Below are 21,642 nucleotides of genomic sequence, written 5' to 3'. Positions count from 1 at the left end.
TGGCTATAATCGCAGAGCAGAGCCCAAGGTGAAAAAGACGTTTTATGAAGCTGCTCGTCGTCGATGACTCGCGCATGGCCCGGCGCTTACTCATCGGTCTTCTTCGTGAGACCGGCTTTCAAGACGCTGACATCCTTCAGGGGGAACACGGCGAGGAAGGCGTGGCGCTATGGCACAAGCATCACCCAGACCTCATTTTTCTCGACCTGACGATGCCGGTGATGGACGGCTTCGAAGCCCTCCAGGCGATTCGCGCGCACGACCTCAAAACCCCCATCCTCGTGGTCTCGGCCGATGTGCAGTCGCGGGCCGTGACCAGGGTCATGGCCGATGGCGCCGATGGCTTCATCGACAAATCAGCGCTGCAGAAGGAGCTGGAAGGCCATCTGCGACGACTGGGGTTTCTTTGATGGAACCCCTCGATGACGATCAGCTCGACTGTTTTGGCGAACTCATCAACGTCGCATCCGGCAAGGCCACGGCGCGCATCGCCGAGATCATGGGCGCCTTTGCCACCATGCGCCCACCGCGCATCGCCCTGATCGACACCCATAGCTTTCGCGGCATCCTGCGCGATGCCTGCTCGCCGAGCGAGGGCTGTTACCTCGCCCGGCAAGTGTTCCGTGGCGATGTCAGCGGCGAGGTGATCTTCCTGCTCGATAACACCTCAGCGGCCAATATCGCCGCCTACCTCGAAGCACAGTTGGACGGGGACAGCAGCGATGACCACGACGACGTCTTGCTGGAGCTGAGCAACATCGTCACCGCAGCGATGATGCGCGAACTAGGCGCGCAGATGGAAGCGCGCATCACCCTCGGTGAGCCCGATCTGCAGCACTTGAGCGCCCTGCCCCTCAGCGAGGCGCCGGCAACGGCTCATTTCGATCATGTCGTCAAGATCGAAACCCTCATCGATTTTGCCGAACAGCACATACGCGGGCGCATCTTCATCTTGACGCACAGCCAGTGTTTCGATTGGATTCGATGCAGCCTGAATCGAGTGCTCGACGAACTACCACACTGATGCAATCGATCGCGGATCAACTCTCCAGCGGCATCCTGATCGTTGACCCTGAGCTGAACGTCCTCGCGTGGAACCGCTGGATGACCGAGCACGCGGGGATCGACGCGGAAGCGGCCATTGGTCAACCCCTCGTGGCCTTGTTCCCGGATCTCCCTGTGGCGACCCTGAGACGGCGCGTGAAAGCCGCCTTGCAACTGCAATCGCCGTCGTACTTGCAGCCGCGCAAAGGGTATTTGTTCGCGGTGGCGTTGGACCGCATCATCGACTCGCATTTCGCCTACATGCAGCAGCGTATTCGCATCCTCCCGGATGAGAATGAACCACAGAGCGCCATTATCGTCGTCGATGATGTCACCGCAACCCGCGAGGCCGAGGCTCGGGCTGCGGTCGCGGCAGCGGCCTCGCAGCGCTATCTCGAGCTGATCGACAACAATGTGATGACGCTCGGCGTCGATACCGATGGGCGTGTCACCCACGCCAGCTCCGCGCTCCTACAAGCCAGCGGCTGGAGCGCCGAGACCCTGCGCGGTACCTCGCTCGACGCGCTCGGCCTCGGACAACTCGACCCCCAAGCGCAGGACGCCGATGATGCGCTTCCAGAGCGCCCGGTGCTGCGCGCCGACGGCAGCACGCTGTGGGTGCGGGTGCGCCAGGCGCGGGGATTGGAAGGCGAAGAAGGTGACGAGCGCTATCTCGTCCTGCAGGACATCAGTCTGCAAAAGGAGATCCAGGCCCTGTCGGAGCGCGACGTCCTCACCGGCGCCTACAACCGCATGAAGTTCGATCAACTGCTACAGACAGCCATCGCGACCGAAGAGCGCTATGGTCAGCCATTTTCCTTGATCCTCTGCGATATCGACCACTTCAAGCGGATCAACGACAACCATGGCCATCTGGTCGGTGACAGCGTGCTCAAGCAGTTCACTGCGTTGCTGCAGACGCAGACCCGCTCGAGCGACCAGCTCGCGCGCTGGGGCGGAGAAGAGTTCGTCGTACTGCTGCCGATAGCCAATTCGCAGGAGGCAGCCGCCGCTGCGGAAAAGCTGCGCCAGGCCATCGCCACGGAAAGCTGGCCACCGATCGGCAAGCTCAGCGCCAGCTTCGGGGTCGCCTTTCATGCGCCGAACGAGTCCGCAGATTCGCTGCTGGATCGGGCCGACATCGCCCTTTATCAGGCCAAGGAAGCGGGCCGTAATCGCGTCTGCGTTGCCGAGCCAGCCGAGCCAGCGGATGGCGTGCAAGATTGACACCGCCGGGCTGTTTGAGATCGCCCCCACATCAGCGCGGCCTATCTTTCGGCTGGGTTGACCGTCGCGGCGGCGATGCTCGATGCTGCTTGGCGCCACCTACTTGCCGGTTCGCTCGCAATAGACTCGGTAGGCGCCCAGCGCCTTCGCCTGATGTCGGGAGATAAGACCAACGCGGGTGATGGGCACGATAGACGAGGCCATCGAAACTGACAGCAAGGCGCTCGAGAAGAGCCATCCTTGCAACCCGCAGCGTAACAGGAGGGCTCGGGCTCAGGCATACCCCCCATCAGCGATCCGGCAAGGGCTGGACCCTAGCCTGGTTGGCGGCGAGCTTTCCCGCCTTTGCGGCGGCGCATCTGGCCTCGCTGTCGTTCAGCGGCCCCTTGATCGATCGTTTCGGTGCATGTCGGCTGCTGCCCTGGCATCTGACGCCCTTGTTGCTGGCCCTGCTGGTGCTGGCGCTCGCCGATGGGCATTGGCTGGCGCCGCTCTATCATCTGGGCGCGATCCGCTCCTTGGCGCAATCGGCGATGATCTTCTCCACTGCGGTGGCACCGGTGTCGGTGGGTCTGCTGCTGGATGGGAATCGGCGAGTTGCTGCCTGCAAGGAAGACCAAAGGTGGGACGCGGTACTACTCGGTTTCCGATCTCCTTGCGCTCGGGGACGCCGATGCTCCGACCATCTGTTATGCGCGGGTCTCCAGCCACGACCAAAAGGCGGATCTGGACTGTCAACATGACATGCTGGAGACCTACTGCGCGGCGAAAGGCTGGCGCACTGAAGTCATCCGCGATGTAGGTTCAGGGATAAACGACCGCAAAAAAGCTTACAGAAGCTTCTTGAAATGAGCTTGCGTCGTCAAATGCGACGGCTTGTGTTAGGTAAGACGGGGTCGCCCGCACTGGCGTTGACGACGTGAACATGGCTGAGATTTCAGCAGATTTTGCAGATTCTCTCAGGCATTTATGAGCGGCAGGCTCGAGACAAGCCGCTTGCGAGCAGGGCCACTGATGGTCCATCGAACAGGCGCGACCCCAGGATCGCGTTTTCCTTCACGACCGAAGAAGAACGCGACCATGCAGACACAATCGCATCGCACTGACAGCACCCCAACACCTAACGAGCGCCAGGTCGACAATGACCGTTTGATCACGGCCGATGGGAAGTGCTGCGATGGGAGCAGCTGACAATGACGATCGCCGACAGCTACTGGCCGTCATCACAATGCCAGGTCGAGGCCAATCGCGCTTCCCGATGCGGTCCATCGGCGTTCCGTCAGTGCCGTTCTAACGGCTGCAAAATGTTACCCCCAGCGTTACCCCGGAGGCCTAAAATGAAAAACGGGTTAGCCATGCCTGAAGCTAACCCGTTGTTTCTATTGGTGCGCCCTGCAGGGTTCGAACCTGCGACCACCTGATTAAAAGTCAGATGCTCTACCAGCTGAGCTAAGGGCGCGTCGTTTTAAGCGCACCATGATACCTCAGGATTGCGCTGGCCGAAAGTTGCTAAACTGAACCGCTGTGGAACGCGTCGGTGAGGAAGCGGACTGATGAACAACACGATCATGGAAGACGCGGCCAAGCGCGTCGCGCGGCGCTTCCTTCCCGATGAGCCCGAGGTACGGCTGCGACCGCTCGGCCAAGGGCTGATCAACGAGACGCGGCTAGTCGAGGCCCGTTCGGGGAGGTTCGTCCTGCAGCGGATCAATGGCGCCGTGTTTGCCGATCCAGAGGCGATCGCCGCTAACCTGCTACGGGTGCAGGATTGGCTCCGAGGACAAGCAGATGCCGCAGCCCGCTTACGCTTGCCACAACTGTTCCGTGCCGCCAATGGCGAGGCGACGCTGCGCGATGCTGACGGCCATGCCTGGCGGCTGATGGAGTACGTCGAGAACAGCCGCGTCTTGCGGCCGCTCGAGAATCGCACCCAGGCGGCCGAGGTCGGTCGCGCTCTAGGACGCTTTCATGTCGCTTTGGCCGAACTTGATCCGGGCAAGCTGGGCCTGACGCTGCCCGATCTACATGACACACCCCGCTGTCAGGCCAAGCTGAATGCGGCCCTGGCGCGCGCGCGGGATGGGCGGCAGCCGATTGATGCCGGCGATGAGGACCACACGGCCGCCCTTGCGTGTGTGCGGGATAGGCACAGGAAGACAGCAGAAACCACCACGCGGGGGCGGGCGGCGGAGGCTGCGGTGATGACCGCGCTCGAGCACATCGAGGCCCGCACCGCGCTGATCCCGACCCTGCAGCAGGCGCGGATGAACGGAACCCTGCTGGCGAGCGTGACTCATGGCGACCCAAAGCTCGATAATGTGCTCTTCGCGCGCGATGCCGACCGTGCGCTCTGTCTGATCGATCTCGATACGATCCAGCCTGGACTGCGACAGCATGATATCGCGGACTGCCTGCGCTCCTGTTGTAACCGCGTTGGCGGCGGCGGCAATGCGCCGCTCGCCAATTTCGATCTGAACCTGTGCCGCGCGCTACTCGGCGGCTATGCCGAGTTGGCCGCGCCGCTGTTCGATCGCACTGCCCTCGCCTTCCTGTACCCAGCAATCCAGCTGATCCCACTCGAACTGGCGATGCGGTTTCTGGCCGATTATCTGCAGGGCGACCGCTACTTCCGCGTGCACAGCCCGCGCCAGAACCTCGACAAGACGCTGATCCAGCTCGCGCTGGTCGCCGACATCGAGGCCAAGCGCGGCGCGATCGAGCGTATCATCAGCGACTGTTTCACCTGCGGGCAGCGCCGAGCATGAGCCAACATCTGACCGAGATCCTCGCCTTCCTGATCGTTATCGGCATCGCCGCGCAATGGATCGGTTGGCGGCTGCAGATCCCGGCCATCATCCTGCTCAGCCTGAGCGGGCTCCTAGTCGGCCCCGTTCTCGGTATCTTTCGACCGAGCGAGGCGCTCGGCGACGCCTATCAGCCGCTGGTCAACCTCGCCGTCGCCGCCATCCTGTTCGAGGGAGGCCTCTCGCTGCACTTCGCCGAACTCAGACAGGCCGCCTCCGGCGTCTATCGCTTGGTCACGCTTGCGGTGGTGCTGAGTCTCGCGCTCACGGCGGCGGCGGCGCACTGGATCGGCGGCCTGTCCTGGGAGGTTGCGCTGATCTTCGGCGCGATCATGATCGTGACCGGTCCCACGGTGGTTCTGCCGCTGCTGCGCCAGGCCCGCTTGAAGCGCCGACCCGCCTCCTACCTGAAGTGGGAAGGCATCGTCAACGATCCCGTCGGCGCCCTGTTGGTGGTGGTGCTGTTCGACTATGTCACCAGCGCCGGTGGCGGCGGCGGCGCAACCCCGCTGGACGAGGCGCTGTTGCGCATGGCGACCGGTGTCGTCGCCGCACTGTTGCTCGGCGGCGTCGGCGGTTGGCTGCTGGGACGCGCGTTCCTGGCCGGCAAGGTGCCCGAATACCTCAAGGGGCCACTCGCGCTCGCAGCGGCGATCGGCGTCTATGCGCTCGCCAACCTGGTGCTGCACGAGGCCGGCCTGATCGCGGCCACGGTGCTCGGCATCGTGCTCGGCAACATGAACCTGCCGAGCATCGGCGAGATCCGCCGCTTCAAGGAGTATGTCGCCATCCTGCTGGTCTCCGGTGTCTTCCTGGTACTCACCGCCGATCTGGACCCGCACATCATGGCAGCCATGGATTGGCGCAGCGGCGCGCTGGTGGTCGCGATCGTCGTCATCGTGCGTCCGCTGGCGGTCTGGATCAGCACCATCGGCGCCGGCATGCCCTGGCAGGAGCGCGCGTTGGTCGGCTGGATCGCACCGCGCGGCGTGGTCGCGGCGGCGGTGGCCGGCATCTTCGGCCCGGCCTTGGCCGAGCGCGGCTTCGCTGGCGCGGAACAGTTGCTGCCGCTAGTGTTCACGCTGATCCTGCTTACCGTGGTTTTGCATGGCTTCAGCCTAGGCTGGATGGCCCGACGCCTGGAGCTGAGCGCGCAGCGGCGCGGCGGCCTCATCATTACCGGCGGCACGGCCTGGAGCAATGGGCTGGCCAAGGCCCTGCACGAGCGCGAGGTACCGGTGATCGTGGCCGACAACGCCTGGCACCGGCTGCGCAGCGCGCGCCTGACCGGGGTGCCGATCTATTTCGGCGAGGTGCTCTCGGAGCATGCCGAATACGCCCTGGAACTGGGTGCCTATGGCAATCTGCTCGCGACCGGCAACAACGATGCCTATAACGCCCTGGTCTGCGCGCACTTTGCGCCCGAACTCGGCACGCAGAAGGTGTTTCAGCTCGCCAGCGGCGATACCGCCGAGGCTCGTCGCCCATCACCTGCCGCGCGTGGACGCACGGCGTTTTCCAACGAGGTGCAATACGAAGACCTGCAACGCTACTGGTATCAGGGCTGGGGTTTCCACGGCACGCGCATCACCGAGAGCTTCGATCTGAAAGCGATGCGCTCGGCATTGCCAGAGGGCGCGATCCCGCTCCTGGTGATCGATAGCGACAACGAGGTCACCCTGATCGAGGCGGACAAGCCGTTAAAGGGGGCGGCCGGTCAACGCGTGCTCTGGTTCGGCTGCAAACCGACTAAAAGCAAGACCGATGCGGCCAAGACGGCACCGGCGCTCAAGGCGTCGGATGCGAGCGGCGATCCGGCCGACGACGGGGAACGGCTGCCAAGCTAGGGGTCGACCTGATCCGCCGCGTTGGGCCTGCCCCTGCCCCTAGCGCGCTATTCCCCAGCCAGGCGCTGATCCGCCAATAACCCCAGGCCAAGAGCGCGATCCAGAGCGCGGCCAACCAACCGATAACGCCATCGTAGTGACCTGCGAGGAAGGCCAAGGACGCGGCCTCATCACCGTCGGTCACCCGCCGCGTGAGCTGGATGACGAAGACCCAGCCCGCATGCAGACCGATGCACCAGCCGATATGGCCAGCGCGCTCACGCACCAGCGCCAGGAAGACGCCGGCACTGAACAGCGCCAGCAGCGAATCCAGATGCTGCCACTGGAACAGGCCCGCGAAGACATGCAGGAACATGCTCCAGGTTCCGGCCCAGTCGAACAGGACACCCGGCGGCAGCGCGTGCGGCTTGAGGAAATGCACCAACGCGTAGAGCAGCGCCGACCCGGCTGCGGCTGCAGCAACACTCGCGCGCCGACGAATCGCCGTATAGAGCGCGCCACGAAAGAAGGTCTCCTCGAGCAGACCGATCAGCAACCCACCGATCAGCGCCGCCACAGCCTTCTCGAGCAGGCTCGGTATCTGCAGCAAGCCATCGACATCCGGGACGCGCACGCCGAGCCCCAGCTCCGCTAGCACCAGCGCGCCCAGGATGCCGATGCCAAGCAGCCAACCGCCACCGATCGCGCGCAATAACCGGGGCCGCGCGGGCGCGAATCCAAGCACCTGCCGGTTCGCCAGGCCCATCAGACGCAGGAACGGCCAGAGACCGAGCAGGATGAACACCTGCGCGAGCCGCCCCATCACCCGCTGCGGCTCATGGTCGATCCAGCCGGTTTGCATCAGCGGATAGGTCAGCGCTGCGGCGAGCAGCAGCGCGGCGAACAGGTAGCCGAAGAAGAGCGCCGTCAAGCGCGCCGCATGGCCGGCGCCCTCGGTCTTCAGGAGAACCTTGGCCTTGGTCGAGAGGGACATTGCTCAGAAAACAGGCCGAGCCGACCGAATCATCCGCATCCGATCCACTTCAGCGACCTCGCTCACTAGCTAGCTCACCGCCGGCGCCTGACGCAGATAACGCTCGTCAAGCAACTGTTGCAGGACGAAATCCGCGACATCGGCACGAGCAACGCGGGTCGCCTGGATCGACTTGTCGACACCGCTGCGATAGCTGCCAGTGGCGGGGCCATCGGTCAGCCCGCCTGGGCGCACGATGGTCCAGTCGAGCCCGCTGTCTCGGAGCCGTTGCTCCTGCACCTCTTTCGCCGCCATGATCTTCTTCAGCGTTAATTGCATGATCACGCGGAAGAAGCCCGGAACCTGGTCACGACTGTCGCCAACGCCCATCGAGGTCACCGCGATCAGCCGCTGGATGCCGAGACGCTGCATGCCGGCAACGATGCGCTCGGTGCCCTCGGCCTCGACCGGCTGCGTGCTCCCGTGACTGCCGAGCACGCAGATCACCGCATCGGTGCCGGTCAGGCAAAGATCAACGGCGGCTTGATCGAGGGCATCGCCGGCGATAACCTCAAGGCCGGGCGCGGGTTTCAGCTTCTCGGGTGCGCGCGCCAATGCGCGCACTTCATGGCCCTGAGCCAGGCCTTGGGCGAGCACCTGCCGCCCGGTGCCACCGGTTGCGCCGAAGAGAGCGATCTTCATGGGTTATCCGCCTCGGCGTTGCGCCGAAATAGCATCATGTAATTTACCGCCATCGAGCGGGTGAAGCTGAAGGATCGGTTGAATGGACTCACCCGCACGCCGGTGCGATCCAAGGGCACCAGTTGCTCGCCAAGTCCTTGCACCAGCTCCTCGGGCTTGACCAGCTTGCGGTAGTGATGGGTGCCCTTCGGCAGCCAGCGCAAGATCCGCTCGGCACCGATGATGGCCATCAGCCAGGCCAATGGGGTGCGATTGATGGTCGCGACCACCATCACACCGCCCGGGCGCACCAGCCGTGCACAATCGGCCAGAAAGTCGGGCAGATGATCAACATGCTCGACCACCTCCATGTTGAGCACGGCATCGAAGGTCTCGCCAGCCTCGGCAAGCTCGCGCGCGGTGATCAGGCGATAGTCGATCTCGAGCCCGCTCCAGTCGGCATGGAGCTGCGAGACGCGGATGTTCTTCTCGGTGATCTCGGTGCCGGTCACCTGCGCCCCGAGCCGCGCCATCGACTCGCTGAGGATGCCACCACCGCAGCCGATGTCCAGAATCCGCAGCCCCTTGAGCGGGCGCGTTGCGGTCACCTCGCGTGCGAAGAGGCGGCAGAGCTGGGCGCGGATATAGTCGACCCGAAACCGGTTCAGTTTGTGCAGCGGCCAGAACGGCCCCTGCTCGTCCCACCAACGATGGGCCAGCTTTTCAAAGAAGGCGACCTCTTTCGGGTCGATATCGGGAGCGGTGAGATGAACAGCCGTCATAAGCGCACGATGTCTCCGTGAGTGATGTCCCGCAAGGTCGTGCTCGCACGTTCATATTACAAGCCAAGGCGTTGCTGGTTGTGCCAGGCACAGGGCCTCGGTTAGCCTCGCGCAGTCCCGAACCAGCCTGGCCCCCACCTTTGACCGCATCGCTCTCCGAAACCTCGATATTCCAAGGGGTGCTCACGACCTCGACCTCGGGAGCGTCCGAGGGCGCGGCGGGCCTACTTGCCACGCTCGCCGCGCTCCCCCTGCAATGGGCCTTGGAGATGGGCACTTTCCTGAGCTTCGACCCGGCACTCCTGGCAACGCCCGAGATGCTCGCCCGCATCCTGTTCCAAGTGCTACTGCTGATCGGCTCGGCGTTCTTCTCCGGCTCCGAGACCGCGCTGTTCTCGCTCTCACGACTCGATTTGCAGGAGCTGCGCCGACGCCGGCATCGGCAGATCGACACCCTGCAGGCGCTGCTTGATCAACCGCGCCGGCTGATCATTTCCGTGCTCTGCGGCAATCAGCTGATCAACGTCGCCGCTGTGGCCAACATGACCGGTATCCTGATGGTGCTCTATGGCGAGGAGCGCGCCGGCGTGATCAACGTGTTGGTCATGGTCCCCCTGTTACTCCTGCTCGGCGAGGTCACCCCCAAAACCATCGCCATGTCGAACCCGGTGCGCATTAGCGCCGGGCTGGTCGCGGCACCGATGAGTGTCTGGGTACGACTGGTCACCCCCTTGCGGGTGACGCTGCGGCTGGTCTCGGACCGCGTCACCACTTGGATCGTCGGCCGCGAGATGGCGCCAGCCAACATCCTCCAGATCGATGAGTTTCGCTCGCTGGTGGATCAGGTGGCCGACGAGGGTGAATTACAGGCCACCGAGCGCACGCTGATCTACCATCTGCTCGATGCCGGTGCCACCGAGATCGTCGAGATCATGACCCCGCGCACCCGCACGGCCTTTATCGATGCCGATCTCAGCCTGAGCGAGGCGTTGGAGCGCTTCAAGGCATTGCGGCATTCCCGCGTGCCAGTATTCCGTGGCCAGCGCGATAACCTGCTCGGCTTCCTGCAACTTGAGGATGTCTTGCCGCTGGTGCTGGATCAGCCGGATCTCTCCAACTTGCGCATTGAGGATCTGCTGCGCCCGTTGGTGGTGGCGCCGCCGACCAAGCGCGTCGATGAGATGTTCGACTTCTTCCAAGCGCATCGCACCCGCGCCGCCCTGGTGATCGACGAGTTCGGCGGTGTCGAGGGCATCATCACCATGCGCGATGTGCTCACGTTTATCTTCGGTCACCTCTCCGGCGAGGCCAAGGGCCAGGCCATGTATCTGGAGCGCGACGAAAACCTGTACGAGGTGCCCGGCGATATGAAGCTGACCGACTTCAACGACCTCACCAACTTCGGTATCTGGGACCCGCGCATGACCACGATCGCCGGCGTCACCTTCCGGCATCTGGATCGACTGCCGCAACAGGGCGACCGGGTGCGCGTCGAAGATTGCGAGATCCAGGTGCTCGAGATGGACGGACACCGCATCGCGCGGGTGCGGGTCTCGCGCGGTGGGGTGACGCCGAAGGACTTGGAGCCCGATCCCCCGGAGCCCGACCCCCTGGAGCCCGGCGAAACCAACACAGCCGCCGAACCGACGCTCGACGATACCGGAGACCACTGAGCCCATGGACCCCCTCTTCGCCATCCTCCTCATGGTCGCGCTCTTGCTGCTCGAAGGCTTCTTCTCCGGCAGTGAGATCGCGCTGGTGAACGCCGATAAGTTCCGGCTGCGCGCGCGGGCGGCGAAAGGCGATCGCGGTGCCGCACTGGCATTGCGCATGTTCGAGCGCCCCGAGGTGTTGCTGACCACGACCCTAATTGGCACCAACATCGCCGTCGTCACCCTCACCACGCTTGGCACCCTGTTGATGATCCAGGGCTTCGGGCCGCTCGGCGAACTCTATGCCTTCCTGCTGTTCACCCCGTTGTTGCTGGTGTTCGGCGAGATCGTGCCCAAGAGCGTCTATCAGCAGAAGGCCGATGAACTAGCGCCGATGGTCGTCTATATACTGCGGCTGTTCTCGATCCTGCTCTATCCGCTCGTCTGGTTCTTCTCGGTGGTCGCGCGCACGGCGGCGCGCATCGCACGCGGTCCCCGCTCGGCCTCGAGCCTGTTCATCACCCGCCAACAGTTCAGCACCCTGGTGGACATGGCCGACCGCGGTGCCGAGGTGGATCTGTTCGATCGTCAGCGCATCGAGCGCGCCATCCGCTTCGGTGACACCACCGTCGGCGAGGCGATGGTGCCCTTAGCCGAGATCACCGCGCTGAACCATCTGCGCAGCACCCATGACGCGGTGCAGCAGGTGCGCCAATCCGGTTTCAATCGCTTGCCGGTCTATCAGGGCAACATCGGCAATGTCACGGGCGTGGTCACGCTCACGGTCTGGGACCTGATGGACGAAGCGGTCAAGGCCAAGCCGCTCGGTGAGTTGGTCCGCCCGGCGCTCTATGTCTCGCCGCTACAGCTGATCCATGAGCTGCTGCCGGTACTGCGCGAGCGCGAGGATCAGATGGCCATCGTCGTCGATGAATTCGGCTCGGCCATTGGCATGATCACCATGGAAGACATCCTCGAGGAGGTGGTCGGCGAGATCGAGGTTGGCTATGACTTCGACGAGTACCATCATAAGCGCAAGCGTCATTACCAGCGCATCGATCAGGGGCTCTACCTGTTCGACTCGCGGGTGCCGATCTCAGAGCTGAACGCCCTGCTGGGCATCGATCTACCGGCCACCGAGTTCCATACCGCCGGCGGTTTCATCGAAGCCCGCTTGCGACACATCCCGGGCGTCGGCGAGAGCGTCCTGCATGCCGGCTGGCGCTTCACCGTCACCGAGGCAAACGAGCGCGCGATCTTGAAGCTCAAGATCGAGCGCGCCTGAAGAGGTTCAGCACGCCTCCTCTAGTCGCGCTTGAGCGCGCGCACCTGATCGAGCAGCGCCGGATCATCCCATTCGCGCTCGCCGGTGGCCTTGTAGACCAAACGCCCATCCGGCGCCACGACGAAGGTGGTTGGCAGACCGCGTAACGGCCAGCGCTGGGTCACCGCAGAATCCGTATCCAACGGCAGCGGAAAGTCCACTGGCACCTGCTCCAGGAAGGCCTTCACCGTCTCGCTATCCTCGCCGACATTGATCGCGATGATCGCGATGCCTTCCGGCTCGAGCTGTTCCCAGGCCCGCTGCATCGAGGGCATCTCGGCCCGGCAGGGAGGGCACCAGGTGGCCCAGAAGTTGACGATCAGCGGTTTGCCCTGAAAGTCCTCGAGCCGGTAGACCTCGGCATTCGGACCGCTCAGCTCGAAGTCGGGCGCCATAGGTGCCTCCGAAATCGGGGTCAGTCGCACCCCGGCCGCCGACGCGATCGCCGGCAGGGCCAAGAGCAGCAATACTGTGCTCAGGCATAGGCGCGGACCAGCAGCTCGATGGCCGAGCGCGCGAAGGATCTGGATAGCGTACATGATGATTTTCTCGTCTTAAAGCTAGACGTTCATGGACAGCAGCGCGGGGGATTGGTGCCTGGCGGATCGCGCGGCGCATGACGCGAAGGTGCCGGCGTAGTCGACGGAGCTGAGATGGGTGCCTGACAAATCTCACGTCGCCAGCCAATCGGCAAGGCTTGGATCAAGTGGCCCCTCCACACGCGCCAGACATGCCCGCACCGGTGCGAAGCTGCGTCGATGCTCGCAACAAGGACCGAGCCGATCCAAGGCCTCGAGGTGGGCCTTGGTTCCATAGCCTTTATGCTGCGCGAAGCCGTAGCCCGGATGGCGCTGATCCAGCCGTTGCATCATGTGATCGCGTGCCACCTTGGCCAGGATCGAGGCCGCGCCGATGGCGATGACGGTCTGATCGCCACGCACCACCGCCTGCGCCGGACAGCGCAACCCGGTGGGACAGCGGTTGCCGTCGATCAGCGCCAGTGTGGGCGTTACCGCTAAGGCCTCAAGGGCTTGGCGCATCGCCAGCAATGCGGCCTGCAGGATGTTGATCCGGTTGATCTCGGCGACGTCGACAAAGGCGACCGCCCAGGCCAGCGCGGAGGCCTTGATCTCAGCGGCCAAGCGCTCGCGTCGGGCCGCCGAGAGCTGCTTCGAGTCGTTGATCCCGGGCGGCGTGTGCGCGGGGTCGAGGATCACGGCTGCCGCGCAGACCGGGCCGGCGAGCGGTCCACGTCCGGCCTCATCGACGCCGGCGACTCGGTTGTTTGGGTCCGAATCGCCTGACCCAGGATCGCTCAGCCCAGCATGGCTCGATAATCGATCATCCATGGACTCTCCCTCCGGCCTGGTCGATGAGCGCGAGGATGGCCTCGGCAGCGCGGCGGGCGGCATTCTGTTTGAGCTGGAGATGGACCTGCCGATAGGTCTGCTCGATCTCGGCACGGCGGTCGGCATCATCCAGCAACGCCAGCAGCGCAGGTCCCATGAGTTCAGCACGGCAGCGCTCCTGCAGGAACTCCGGCGCTAGCTCGCGACCGACCAAGAGGTTGGCCATGGCCGCATAACGGACCTTGATCAGCCGCAGCCTCGTTACCAGCCAATAGGTCAACGGGTGCAACCGATAGGCGACCAGCATGGGTCGCTTTGAGAGCAGGGCCTCGAGGGTCGCGGTGCCAGATGCGGTAAGCACTAGATCAGCCGCCGTCATCACCTTGCGGCTTTGGCCATCGAGCAGGCGCAGCGGCACCTCGGGCGCGAGCGCGCGGCGCATCGCCTCAAAGCGCTCGTGCAGCGTCTCGGAGACCATCGGTGCGATGAAGCGCAGACCTGGACGTCGGGCATGGCACCAAGCTGCGGTCTCGAGCATCGGCGGCCCGAGCAGCTCGAGTTCGCTACGGCGACTGCCAGGCAGGATCGCGACCAGCGCGGTCTCAGATTCAGCGATCAGCGCGGTTCCAAGCTCAGCGGCTCGCTTGGCATCCGCCCCCCCATCCCTGTTCGGGATCTCTGGCAGCAGTCCCAACGCCAGGCGCGCTGCCTCGCGGTCTGGATCAATCGGAATCTCGTCGGCCAGCGGATGACCGATGTATTCGACCGGCACCCGATGCGCGCACAGAAAATCAGCCTCGAAGGGGAAGATGCTGAGCATCAGATCGACCGAGCGTCGGATCTGCTTGACGCGGCCCGGACGCCAGGCCCAGACGGTTGGACTCACCAGATGCACGGTCGGGAGCGTGCGCGCGCGTAGGCGCCGCTCCAGGCCGAGGTTGAAGTCCGGGGCATCGACGCCGATCACCACCAGCGGCTTCAGCTGCCGCAGCCGCGCGATCAACTCGCGGCGCGCGCGGAGCAGGTCCGGCAGCACCTTGGCCACCTCGACCAGCCCCATCACCGATAGGCGTTCCATCGGCAACAGGGTCTCGCAGCCCTGTGCAAGCATCCTCGGACCGGCGACACCGACGAAGCGCAACTCCGGGCGCAGCGCCCGCAGCGCCTGGATCAGCAAGGCACCGAGCTGATCGCCGGAGGGCTCGTTGGCAACGATGCCGATCAGCGCGGGGCCCGGTCTCGGGCTCGGAACAGACGATCGCACGGCGGCTGGATCAGCGCACGATACTGCGGGCACTCGCGCTCAGGAAGGCGGTCATCACGCCCACCACCGGCTCGGCCTTGGCCAAGTCAGCGAGCGCCTGGGCCGCCTCGTCGAGCTTGAGATTGGACAGATAGAGCAGCCGGTAGGCGCGGCGGATGGCGTTGATCTGCTCGCTGCTGAAGTGCCGGCGTTTCAGCCCCTCGCTATTGATCCCGCGCGGGATCGCCGGATGGCCATCGATGGTTATATAGGGCGGCACATCCTTGCCGATCACCGAGCCCATCGCGCTGAAGCTGTGGGCACCGATGCGGCAGAACTGATGCACGATGGTGAAGCCGCCGAGGATCGCCCAGTCCTCGATCACCACATGGCCGCCCAGGGAGGCGGCGTTGGCCATGATCACCTGATCGCCGATGATGCAGTCATGGGCCACATGGGTATAGGCCATGAACAGATTGTCATTGCCGATCCGGGTCTCGCCGCAGCCTTGCACCGTGCCGCGGTGGAGGGTGGCCGACTCGCGCACCACGTTGCGATCGCCGAGCGTCAGCGTGGTGGGCTCGCCGCCGTATTTCTTGTCTTGCGGGGCTTCGCCCACCGAGGCGAACTGGAAGATGCGGTTATCGCGCCCAATCACGGTGGGTCCGCTCACGAGCGCGTGCGGACCAATCCAAGTGCCCTGGCCGATGCTGACATCGGCGCCGATGATCGCATAGGGTCCAACCTCGACGTCGTCGTCGAGCTGTGCCGAGGGATCGACGACGGCGGTTGGATGGATCAAGACTCAGAAGTCCCGAGCGGTACACATGATCTCGGCACTCGCCACCATGCGCTCGTCGACGCGGGCCTCGCCCGAGAACTTCCAGATACCTCGCTTCACGTGACGCACCCTGACGTCGAGGAAGAGCTGATCACCCGGCTCGACCGGACGCTTGAAGCGCGCATTATCGATGCCGACGAAGTAATAGAGCGACTTTTCGCTCACCTCTTCCGGTCGCGACTCCATGGCGAGCAAGCCGGTGGCCTGGGCCAGCGCCTCGATGATCAACACGCCCGGCATCACCGGGCGGATCGGGAAATGCCCATTGAAGTACGGTTCGTTATAGGTCACGTTCTTCAAGCCGATCAACTGCTCATTCGGCTCGAACAACACGACGCGATCGACCAACAGGAACGGATAACGGTGCGGCAGCAGGCTCAGCACCTTATGGATATCCATCTTAATCAAATCCACCTCCACAGAGCCGGCTGCACGCCAACATCAGGCTGTCTTATCACTGTTTTCTCGCCATTGCTCAGGTGACGACCTGGGCTGAGCGTCTTGCAGCTCGGCAACCTGTTCCTCGAGCCGGCGCAGGCGCCTTGCCATCTCGTCGAGATGCCGAAAGCGCGCGACGCTGCGACGCCAATCGGCACTCGGCATCGCCGGAATACCGCTGCTATAAGCACCGGATTGCTCGAACGACCGCGTCACCATCGCCATGCCCGTGAAATGCACATCGTCGGCGATCTCCAAATGGCCGGCCACGCCGACCGCGCCGGCGATGGTGCAATTCTTGCCGATCCGCGTCGAGCCGGAGATGCCGGAACAGGCGGCCATGGCGGTGTTCTCGCCGACCTCGACGTTATGGCCAATCTGGATCAGGTTGTCGATCTTGACCCCATCGCCGATGACCGTCTCGCCGATGGCGCCACGATCCACGGCACTGTTGCTGCCGACCTCGACATCATCGCCAAGGCGCACACGCCCGATCTGCGGGATGCGAATCCAGCGCTCGCCATCGCGCGCAAATCCGAAACCTTCGCGACCAATGATCGCGCCAGGGTGCAATAGTACACGTTTGCCGATGATGCTCCGCGCGCAAACCGTGACAGTGGCGACCAGGCGGGCCTCCTCGCCGATGAGGCTATCGCGTTGAATCACGCAATGCGGCCCGATCTCGGCGCCGGCCTCGATCACGACCCCCTCCTCGATCACGCAAAGCGCGCCGATCGATGCCGAGGGATGGATCTGCGCGCTGGCCGCAACCACCGCGCTCTGGTGCCAACCGGCTAGTGCCGGTCGGCGTGGATGCAGCAGCTCGACCGCCCGCGCGAACGCCAGCGTTGGATTGTCGACGACCAAACAGGCGCAGGGCGCTTCAGCCGCCAACTCAGGGGTCAGAATCACCGCAGCGGCACGGGTCGCGCGCAAGGCGGGCAGGTATTTCCTGGCGCTGACAAAACTGATACCGGTCGCGCTTGCCTCGCTCAGGGCGCAGACCTCGTTGATCTCGATGTCGGCGCCGTGACCGAGCAGCTCGGCGCCGATCCGGGTTGCAAGTTCACTGACCAACATCGCGTTTGCTGTCTCAGCGCTTCTCGAAAACCTCTCTGAGACGGTCGATCACCTCGCCCGAGATATCAGCGCGCGAACTCGCATAGACCACGCCTTCGCTCAAGATCAGGTCAAAGCCATTATCCTTGGCGACCTGTTCGACGACCTCCTCGACCTGCTGCACCAGCTTGGTCCGCAAATCGCTCTGGCGCAGGGCAAAATCCGCCTGCAGCTCTTCCTGGGCATAGCGCAGGCGCCGCTCACGCGCGCGAATATCGTTACGCAGCCGTGTCACCTCATCAGACCGCATCAGGGCACCATCGCGCTCGAGGCGCGTCTCCAACCGCGCGATATCCTCCTGTTGCGAGGTCAATTCGGCCTCGCGCTCCTGCGCCTCGGTGCTCAGAAGGTGACGCGCAGCCTCATATTGAGGTGATTCCTCAACGATGCGATTGGGATCGATGATGGCAATGCGGAAGGGCTCCTCGGCAGCGACGGCACCGACAAGCAGCAGCGCGAGCAAAGGCGCGGGGGTCCAGCATCGTTTCAACATAGTCTCTGGAACTCAGAATGTCTGACCAAATGAGAACTGAAAGATCTGGGTTTCGTCATCATCCTCCGCATTGAGCGGAAACCCGAGGCTCAAGGACAGTGCCCCCACAGGTGAGAGCCAGGCGAAGGACAGGCCCGTCGAATAACGCAGTTCGCCCAGATCAAAACCCGTGGGCGCTACCAACGGATCGGACTCCGTCCACCAGACATTGCCGAAGTCGAAGAAGGCGCCAAGCCGTACCGTGTTCTCGAATTGACCACCGATGGGCGGGGGCGCAAAGACCTCCAGTGAACCGGTCATCTTGAGATTACCGCCCACCGGATCGTCATCGCCATCGACCTCGCGCGGCCCGAGCGAATAGGCATCATAACCGCGCACCGAGCGCGGGCCTCCGGCATAGAAGTTCTCGAAGAACGGCAGTTGCGCGGTCTCCCCGTATCCAGCGCCGTAGCCGAGATCACCTCTCACCGCGAAGATGAATTTGCGGGTGAGCTGGATGTACTGCCGGCCCTCTAGGTTCAAGCGGTAGTACTGGAGGTCGCTCCCCGGCACGGCAATCTCGCCAAAGGCACGCTGCAGGGTGCCTCTGGTCGGAAAGATCGCCGAATCCCGGCTATCTCGTGAGTAGTTAGCCATGATGAAGAAATCGTTGAACGTGTCGCCATTGTCCCGAACGAAATCCTTGGCGAGTTCCGAGGTGTCTCCAGCGAAGAAGCGCGTGTACTGATAGCGGAAGCCGAGTCCGGCACGACTGACATCCGAGATCGGCAAGCCGAAATTGACCTCGGCCAAACCGACATCGGTGGTGAAATCGGCACCGATGAGATCGTCGAAGTCGGTTGCCCGATAGCTGAGATCGAAACCGCGGCTGATCCCGTCGACCGTGTAGTAAGGGTTGGTGTAGGCCAGCCGATAGAGCTGCGAGCTGCGACTCGTGTTCAGGGCCATCGAAACGCGTTTACCGGTGCCGAGGAAATTATTCTGGGTCACGCTCGCATTCAGGAGGATGCCCTGGGACTGCGAAAAGCCAACACCAGCGAGCAGGTTCCCGGACGGCTTCTCTTTCACGCTCACATCGACATCGACCTGATCCGCAAGCCCAGGCACCGCCGGCGTTTCGATCGTCACATCCTCGAAGTAGCCGAGCCGTTGCAGTCGTTCGCGCGAGCGCTTCACCAGATCGGTCGAGAACCAGGCGCGCTCAAGCTGGCGCATCTCGCGACGCAACACCACGTCGCGAGTGCGGGTATTGCCTTCCATATTGATGCGGCGGACATAGACCCGCTTACCTGGATCGACAAAGAAGGTGATCGTCACCTCCTTGTTCTCTTCATCGATCTCCGGCACCGCGTTGACATTGGCGAAGGCGTAGCCCTCACTGCCGAGCAACTCCGAGATGCGCTCGGCACTTTCGGTGGCCTTGATGCGCGAAAAATCTTCTCCCCGGCGCAGATGGATCAACGGGAAGAGCTGCTCGGTCGGCACCCTCGACTCGCCCGCCAGCTTGATATCCTTGACCTGATAGACGTCGCCTTCCTCGATCGCGATGGTGACGTACATGCCATCCTTGTCGGGGCTGATCGAGACCTGCGTCGAGGTGATCTCGAAGTTGATGTAGCCACGGTCAAGATAGAAGGAGCGCAACTCCTCGAGGTCGCCACCGAGCTTCTGTTTCGAGTATTGATCGTTCTTGGTGTAGAACGAGTACCACTTGGTGGTCCCGAGATCGAACTGCTTGAGTAATTCCTTGTCGCTAAAGGCCTGGTTGCCGATGACGTTGATCTGCTTGATGCGCGCGGTCTGTCCCTCGACGATCGCGATGCGAACCGCCACCCGATTGCGCTCGAGCGGCGAGACCGTCGATTCGATATCGACCCCGTATTTGCCGGCGCCGAAATACTGCCGCCGCAATTCCTGCTCGATGCGATCGAGCATGGCCGGGTTGAAGACCCGACCCTCGGCCATGCCGATCTCTTCCAGCCCTTGCATGAGCTGATCAGTCTTCAGGGATTTGTTGCCGGAGAGATCGATCTGTGCAATCGCCGGGCGCTCGCGCACCACCACGATCAGCACATCGCCTTCGCGCTCGACCTTGACATCGCTGAAGAAGCCGGTCGAGAACAACGCGCGGATGATGTTGCCGGTAATGCCGTCACTCACCGAATCGCCCACCTGAACCGGCAGATAATTGAAGATGGTCCCAGCGGCGATTCGCTGTAGGCCCTCGACCCGGATGTCAGCAACCTCGAAATCGGCGGCTTGGACGCCGGCGGCCATGAGACACAACGCCAACAGCGCTGCCCTGATGCGGCCTGTTGCGCAATCTGCGCGGGACGACGTCACATTGACCCCCTGTTCACGCTAAGCTCGAAAAACGCCACCCTGCACGCTGATGACAGCCTGAGGGCCTCACGCCAGCAAAGCACTCGAGTATAAGGGATTCGCACAGATCAGCCCAGCAGGATCAATCAGCAGGATCAACCCAGGAATTTCGCGATATCGACATAGAAGGCGAACGTCATCAACGCAATCAGCAAGGCGATGCCGATGCGCTGGCCTTGCTCCTGCACCGCCTCGGACAAGGGCCGGCCAATCACGCCCTCGATGGCGAAGTACAACAGATGCCCGCCGTCGAGCACCGGAATCGGAAACAGGTTGATCAGCCCCAGGCTCACGCTGAGCAAGGCCAGGAATTGAACGAACGAGGCCAACCCATAGCTCGCGGTCTCCCCCGCCGCGTTGGCGATACCGATGGGGCTGCTGATGTTCTCGACCGAGGCCGTGCCCACCAGCATCTTGCCGACGATCCGTAAGGTCAACATCGACACATCGACCACGCGCCGTCCGGCCTCAAAGGCGGCGTCGATTGGCCCATAGCGGACCCAGACCTCTTGCTCGGCCCAGATCTCATCCGGGTAATGGACGCCGGCGCCGATGCGCCCGCTCGTCTCGCCATCCACCTCGACCGCTCGGGGGTGAAGATCGAGCGAGACAGGCTCCCCATCGCGCGCGAGCGTCACCCGCAAGCGTTGGTCCGGGTGGGCCTGGACAACCGACACCAGGTGCTGCCAATCGTCGATCTCGACCCCATCGATGGCGAGAATACGATCGCCGGTCTCGAGTCCCGCCTCGGCCGCCGGCTGCTCGGGCACCACCTCGCCGATCACGGCGGGGATCGCGGGCGAGACGCGCTGCAGTCCGATCGCATCGAGAAAGCCCTGCCCCGGCTCAAGCTCGGCGAGCCGATCGCCAGCGAGCACCAGCACGTGCTCGCTGCCATCGGGGCGCTGCACGCGAATGCCGAGATCCTCGCCGCCGATGCCCTCGGAGAGGGTCGCGAGCCAGACCGCGCTCCAAGTCGGCGTGGGCCGATCATCGACTTCGAGAATCCGGTCACCCGGCTCGAAACCGGCGTCGGCGGCGATACTCTGCGGCGGAACCTCGCCGATCTCGGGCGTCAGACCCGACTGACCCGCCATGAACAGCAGCCAGTAGAGCACGAACGCGAGCAGGAAGTTGAAGACCGGCCCGGCCATCACAATCGCTGAGCGCACCCAGAGCCTTTGCCGATTGAAGGCCAGGTGCAACTCGGCCTCGGGCACCGGCTCCTCGCGCTCATCGAGCATCTTGACGTAGCCACCGAGCGGGATCGCGGCGAGCACATACTCGGTCGGATCATCGCGTCGGCGCCAACTCAGCAGCGCACGACCGAAGCCGATCGAGAAGCGCAAGACCTTGACGCCGAGACGGCGCGCCACCCAGAAGTGACCAAACTCATGCACCGTCACCAGCACGAGGATGGCGACGAGAAAGGCGCCGAGTTTCAGGAGGAGGTCGAGCATGGTG

Annotated in this window: 19 protein-coding genes, 1 tRNA gene and 1 pseudogene; 8 read left to right on the top strand and 13 right to left on the bottom strand. The window is 63.6% G+C overall.

The window, feature by feature from the left end:
* The first annotated feature begins 44 nt into the window (after positions 1-44).
* The 4 genes and pseudogenes from AC54T3_RS07655 to AC54T3_RS07640 form a co-directional block, all read left to right on the top strand.
* Entirely contained in the window at positions 45-410 is a 366-nt protein-coding gene (locus AC54T3_RS07655; protein WP_496623717.1) for a response regulator, read from the top strand.
* Complete coding sequence (locus AC54T3_RS07650; protein WP_496623716.1) at positions 410-1,024, top strand: chemotaxis protein CheX; 615 nt, start codon at positions 410-412, stop codon at positions 1,022-1,024. The genes AC54T3_RS07655 and AC54T3_RS07650 overlap by 1 nt, the downstream gene beginning before the upstream one ends.
* Positions 1,024-2,271, top strand: coding sequence for a sensor domain-containing diguanylate cyclase (locus tag AC54T3_RS07645; protein WP_496623714.1), 1,248 nt, complete (start codon positions 1,024-1,026; stop codon positions 2,269-2,271). Before AC54T3_RS07650 ends, AC54T3_RS07645 begins: the two co-directional genes overlap by 1 nt.
* Before the next feature lie 579 nt (positions 2,272-2,850).
* A pseudogene (locus AC54T3_RS07640) lies at positions 2,851-3,155 on the top strand (IS607 family transposase); the annotation flags it as partial.
* 499 nt (positions 3,156-3,654) lie between these two features.
* Here the strand turns inward: AC54T3_RS07640 and AC54T3_RS07635 are convergent.
* Positions 3,655-3,730: transfer RNA gene (locus AC54T3_RS07635), tRNA-Lys, on the bottom strand.
* Positions 3,731-3,824: 94 nt separating this feature from the next.
* On the opposite strand from AC54T3_RS07635, the gene AC54T3_RS07630 reads away from it, so the two are divergent.
* Positions 3,825-5,036, top strand: coding sequence for a phosphotransferase enzyme family protein (locus AC54T3_RS07630; RefSeq protein ID WP_496623712.1), 1,212 nt, complete (start codon positions 3,825-3,827; stop codon positions 5,034-5,036).
* On the top strand, positions 5,033-6,922 hold the full coding sequence (locus AC54T3_RS07625; RefSeq protein ID WP_496623710.1) for a cation:proton antiporter: 1,890 nt from the start codon (positions 5,033-5,035) through the stop codon (positions 6,920-6,922). The genes AC54T3_RS07630 and AC54T3_RS07625 overlap by 4 nt, the downstream gene beginning before the upstream one ends.
* On the opposite strand, the gene AC54T3_RS07620 is transcribed toward AC54T3_RS07625, so the two are convergent.
* The 3 genes from AC54T3_RS07620 to ubiG form a co-directional block, all read right to left on the bottom strand.
* A complete protein-coding gene (locus AC54T3_RS07620; protein WP_496623708.1) occupies positions 6,864-7,895 on the bottom strand; it encodes a CPBP family glutamic-type intramembrane protease in 1,032 nt (343 codons plus the stop codon). The two genes, AC54T3_RS07625 and AC54T3_RS07620, sit on opposite strands and share 59 nt — an antisense overlap.
* 69 nt (positions 7,896-7,964) lie before the next feature.
* Complete coding sequence (locus tag AC54T3_RS07615) at positions 7,965-8,576, bottom strand: NAD(P)-dependent oxidoreductase (RefSeq protein ID WP_496623706.1); 612 nt, start codon at positions 8,574-8,576, stop codon at positions 7,965-7,967.
* Positions 8,573-9,337, bottom strand: coding sequence for a bifunctional 2-polyprenyl-6-hydroxyphenol methylase/3-demethylubiquinol 3-O-methyltransferase UbiG (ubiG, locus tag AC54T3_RS07610; RefSeq protein WP_496623704.1), 765 nt, complete (start codon positions 9,335-9,337; stop codon positions 8,573-8,575). The genes AC54T3_RS07615 and ubiG overlap by 4 nt, the downstream gene beginning before the upstream one ends.
* A gap of 179 nt (positions 9,338-9,516) precedes the next feature.
* Between ubiG and AC54T3_RS07605 the strand changes: the two genes are divergently transcribed.
* Together AC54T3_RS07605 and AC54T3_RS07600 are read left to right on the top strand one after the other, a co-directional pair.
* Complete coding sequence (locus AC54T3_RS07605) at positions 9,517-11,010, top strand: hemolysin family protein (protein ID WP_496623702.1); 1,494 nt, start codon at positions 9,517-9,519, stop codon at positions 11,008-11,010.
* A gap of 4 nt (positions 11,011-11,014) precedes the next feature.
* Entirely contained in the window at positions 11,015-12,274 is a 1,260-nt protein-coding gene (locus AC54T3_RS07600) for a hemolysin family protein (RefSeq protein WP_496623701.1), read from the top strand.
* Positions 12,275-12,294: 20 nt separating this feature from the next.
* Here AC54T3_RS07600 and AC54T3_RS07595 read toward each other — a convergent pair whose 3' ends face one another.
* From AC54T3_RS07595 to rseP, 9 genes are all read right to left on the bottom strand, one after another.
* On the bottom strand, positions 12,295-12,852 hold the full coding sequence (locus AC54T3_RS07595; protein WP_496623700.1) for a peroxiredoxin family protein: 558 nt from the start codon (positions 12,850-12,852) through the stop codon (positions 12,295-12,297).
* A 132-nt stretch (positions 12,853-12,984) separates the two neighbouring features.
* Positions 12,985-13,662: a ribonuclease HII gene (gene rnhB, locus AC54T3_RS07590; protein WP_496623698.1), complete on the bottom strand. Its 678-nt coding sequence runs from the start codon at positions 13,660-13,662 to the stop codon at positions 12,985-12,987.
* Entirely contained in the window at positions 13,655-14,926 is a 1,272-nt protein-coding gene (lpxB, locus tag AC54T3_RS07585; protein WP_496623696.1) for a lipid-A-disaccharide synthase, read from the bottom strand. The genes rnhB and lpxB overlap by 8 nt, the downstream gene beginning before the upstream one ends.
* A 10-nt stretch (positions 14,927-14,936) precedes the next feature.
* Positions 14,937-15,707, bottom strand: coding sequence for an acyl-ACP--UDP-N-acetylglucosamine O-acyltransferase (lpxA, locus tag AC54T3_RS07580; protein WP_496623694.1), 771 nt, complete (start codon positions 15,705-15,707; stop codon positions 14,937-14,939).
* Positions 15,708-15,710: 3 nt separating this feature from the next.
* On the bottom strand, positions 15,711-16,145 hold the full coding sequence (gene fabZ / locus AC54T3_RS07575; RefSeq protein ID WP_496623693.1) for a 3-hydroxyacyl-ACP dehydratase FabZ: 435 nt from the start codon (positions 16,143-16,145) through the stop codon (positions 15,711-15,713).
* A gap of 42 nt (positions 16,146-16,187) precedes the next feature.
* Positions 16,188-17,264, bottom strand: coding sequence for a UDP-3-O-(3-hydroxymyristoyl)glucosamine N-acyltransferase (gene lpxD / locus AC54T3_RS07570; RefSeq protein WP_496623691.1), 1,077 nt, complete (start codon positions 17,262-17,264; stop codon positions 16,188-16,190).
* Positions 17,265-17,277: 13 nt separating this feature from the next.
* Positions 17,278-17,796: an OmpH/Skp family outer membrane protein gene (locus AC54T3_RS07565; RefSeq protein WP_496623690.1), complete on the bottom strand. Its 519-nt coding sequence runs from the start codon at positions 17,794-17,796 to the stop codon at positions 17,278-17,280.
* 12 nt (positions 17,797-17,808) lie between these two features.
* Positions 17,809-20,073, bottom strand: coding sequence for an outer membrane protein assembly factor BamA (gene bamA, locus AC54T3_RS07560; RefSeq protein ID WP_496623688.1), 2,265 nt, complete (start codon positions 20,071-20,073; stop codon positions 17,809-17,811).
* A gap of 200 nt (positions 20,074-20,273) precedes the next feature.
* Entirely contained in the window at positions 20,274-21,638 is a 1,365-nt protein-coding gene (rseP, locus tag AC54T3_RS07555) for an RIP metalloprotease RseP (protein ID WP_496623686.1), read from the bottom strand.
* Between the last annotated feature and the right edge of the window lie 4 nt (positions 21,639-21,642).

Source organism: Halochromatium sp. NSM3 (assembly GCF_059621085.1).
Note: the sequence above shows the minus strand (reverse complement) of the source record. Positions and strands in the feature narration are given on the sequence as shown.

What these genes read in the sequence shown, in the direction of transcription:
- AC54T3_RS07655 (WP_496623717.1), top strand. Translation starts at nt 45, where the DNA reads ATGAAGCTGCTCGTCGTCGATGACTCGCGCATGGCCCGGCGCTTACTC.
- AC54T3_RS07650 (WP_496623716.1), top strand. Translation starts at nt 410, where the DNA reads ATGGAACCCCTCGATGACGATCAGCTCGACTGTTTTGGCGAACTCATC.
- AC54T3_RS07645 (WP_496623714.1), top strand. Translation starts at nt 1,024, where the DNA reads ATGCAATCGATCGCGGATCAACTCTCCAGCGGCATCCTGATCGTTGAC.
- AC54T3_RS07630 (WP_496623712.1), top strand. Translation starts at nt 3,825, where the DNA reads ATGAACAACACGATCATGGAAGACGCGGCCAAGCGCGTCGCGCGGCGC.
- AC54T3_RS07625 (WP_496623710.1), top strand. Translation starts at nt 5,033, where the DNA reads ATGAGCCAACATCTGACCGAGATCCTCGCCTTCCTGATCGTTATCGGC.
- AC54T3_RS07620 (WP_496623708.1), bottom strand. Translation starts at nt 7,895, where the DNA reads ATGTCCCTCTCGACCAAGGCCAAGGTTCTCCTGAAGACCGAGGGCGCC.
- AC54T3_RS07615 (WP_496623706.1), bottom strand. Translation starts at nt 8,576, where the DNA reads ATGAAGATCGCTCTCTTCGGCGCAACCGGTGGCACCGGGCGGCAGGTG.
- ubiG (WP_496623704.1), bottom strand. Translation starts at nt 9,337, where the DNA reads ATGACGGCTGTTCATCTCACCGCTCCCGATATCGACCCGAAAGAGGTC.
- AC54T3_RS07600 (WP_496623701.1), top strand. Translation starts at nt 11,015, where the DNA reads ATGGACCCCCTCTTCGCCATCCTCCTCATGGTCGCGCTCTTGCTGCTC.
- AC54T3_RS07595 (WP_496623700.1), bottom strand. Translation starts at nt 12,852, where the DNA reads ATGTACGCTATCCAGATCCTTCGCGCGCTCGGCCATCGAGCTGCTGGT.
- rnhB (WP_496623698.1), bottom strand. Translation starts at nt 13,662, where the DNA reads ATGGATGATCGATTATCGAGCCATGCTGGGCTGAGCGATCCTGGGTCA.
- fabZ (WP_496623693.1), bottom strand. Translation starts at nt 16,145, where the DNA reads ATGGATATCCATAAGGTGCTGAGCCTGCTGCCGCACCGTTATCCGTTC.
- lpxD (WP_496623691.1), bottom strand. Translation starts at nt 17,264, where the DNA reads ATGTTGGTCAGTGAACTTGCAACCCGGATCGGCGCCGAGCTGCTCGGT.
- AC54T3_RS07565 (WP_496623690.1), bottom strand. Translation starts at nt 17,796, where the DNA reads ATGTTGAAACGATGCTGGACCCCCGCGCCTTTGCTCGCGCTGCTGCTT.
- bamA (WP_496623688.1), bottom strand. Translation starts at nt 20,073, where the DNA reads ATGGCCGCCGGCGTCCAAGCCGCCGATTTCGAGGTTGCTGACATCCGG.
- rseP (WP_496623686.1), bottom strand. Translation starts at nt 21,638, where the DNA reads ATGCTCGACCTCCTCCTGAAACTCGGCGCCTTTCTCGTCGCCATCCTC.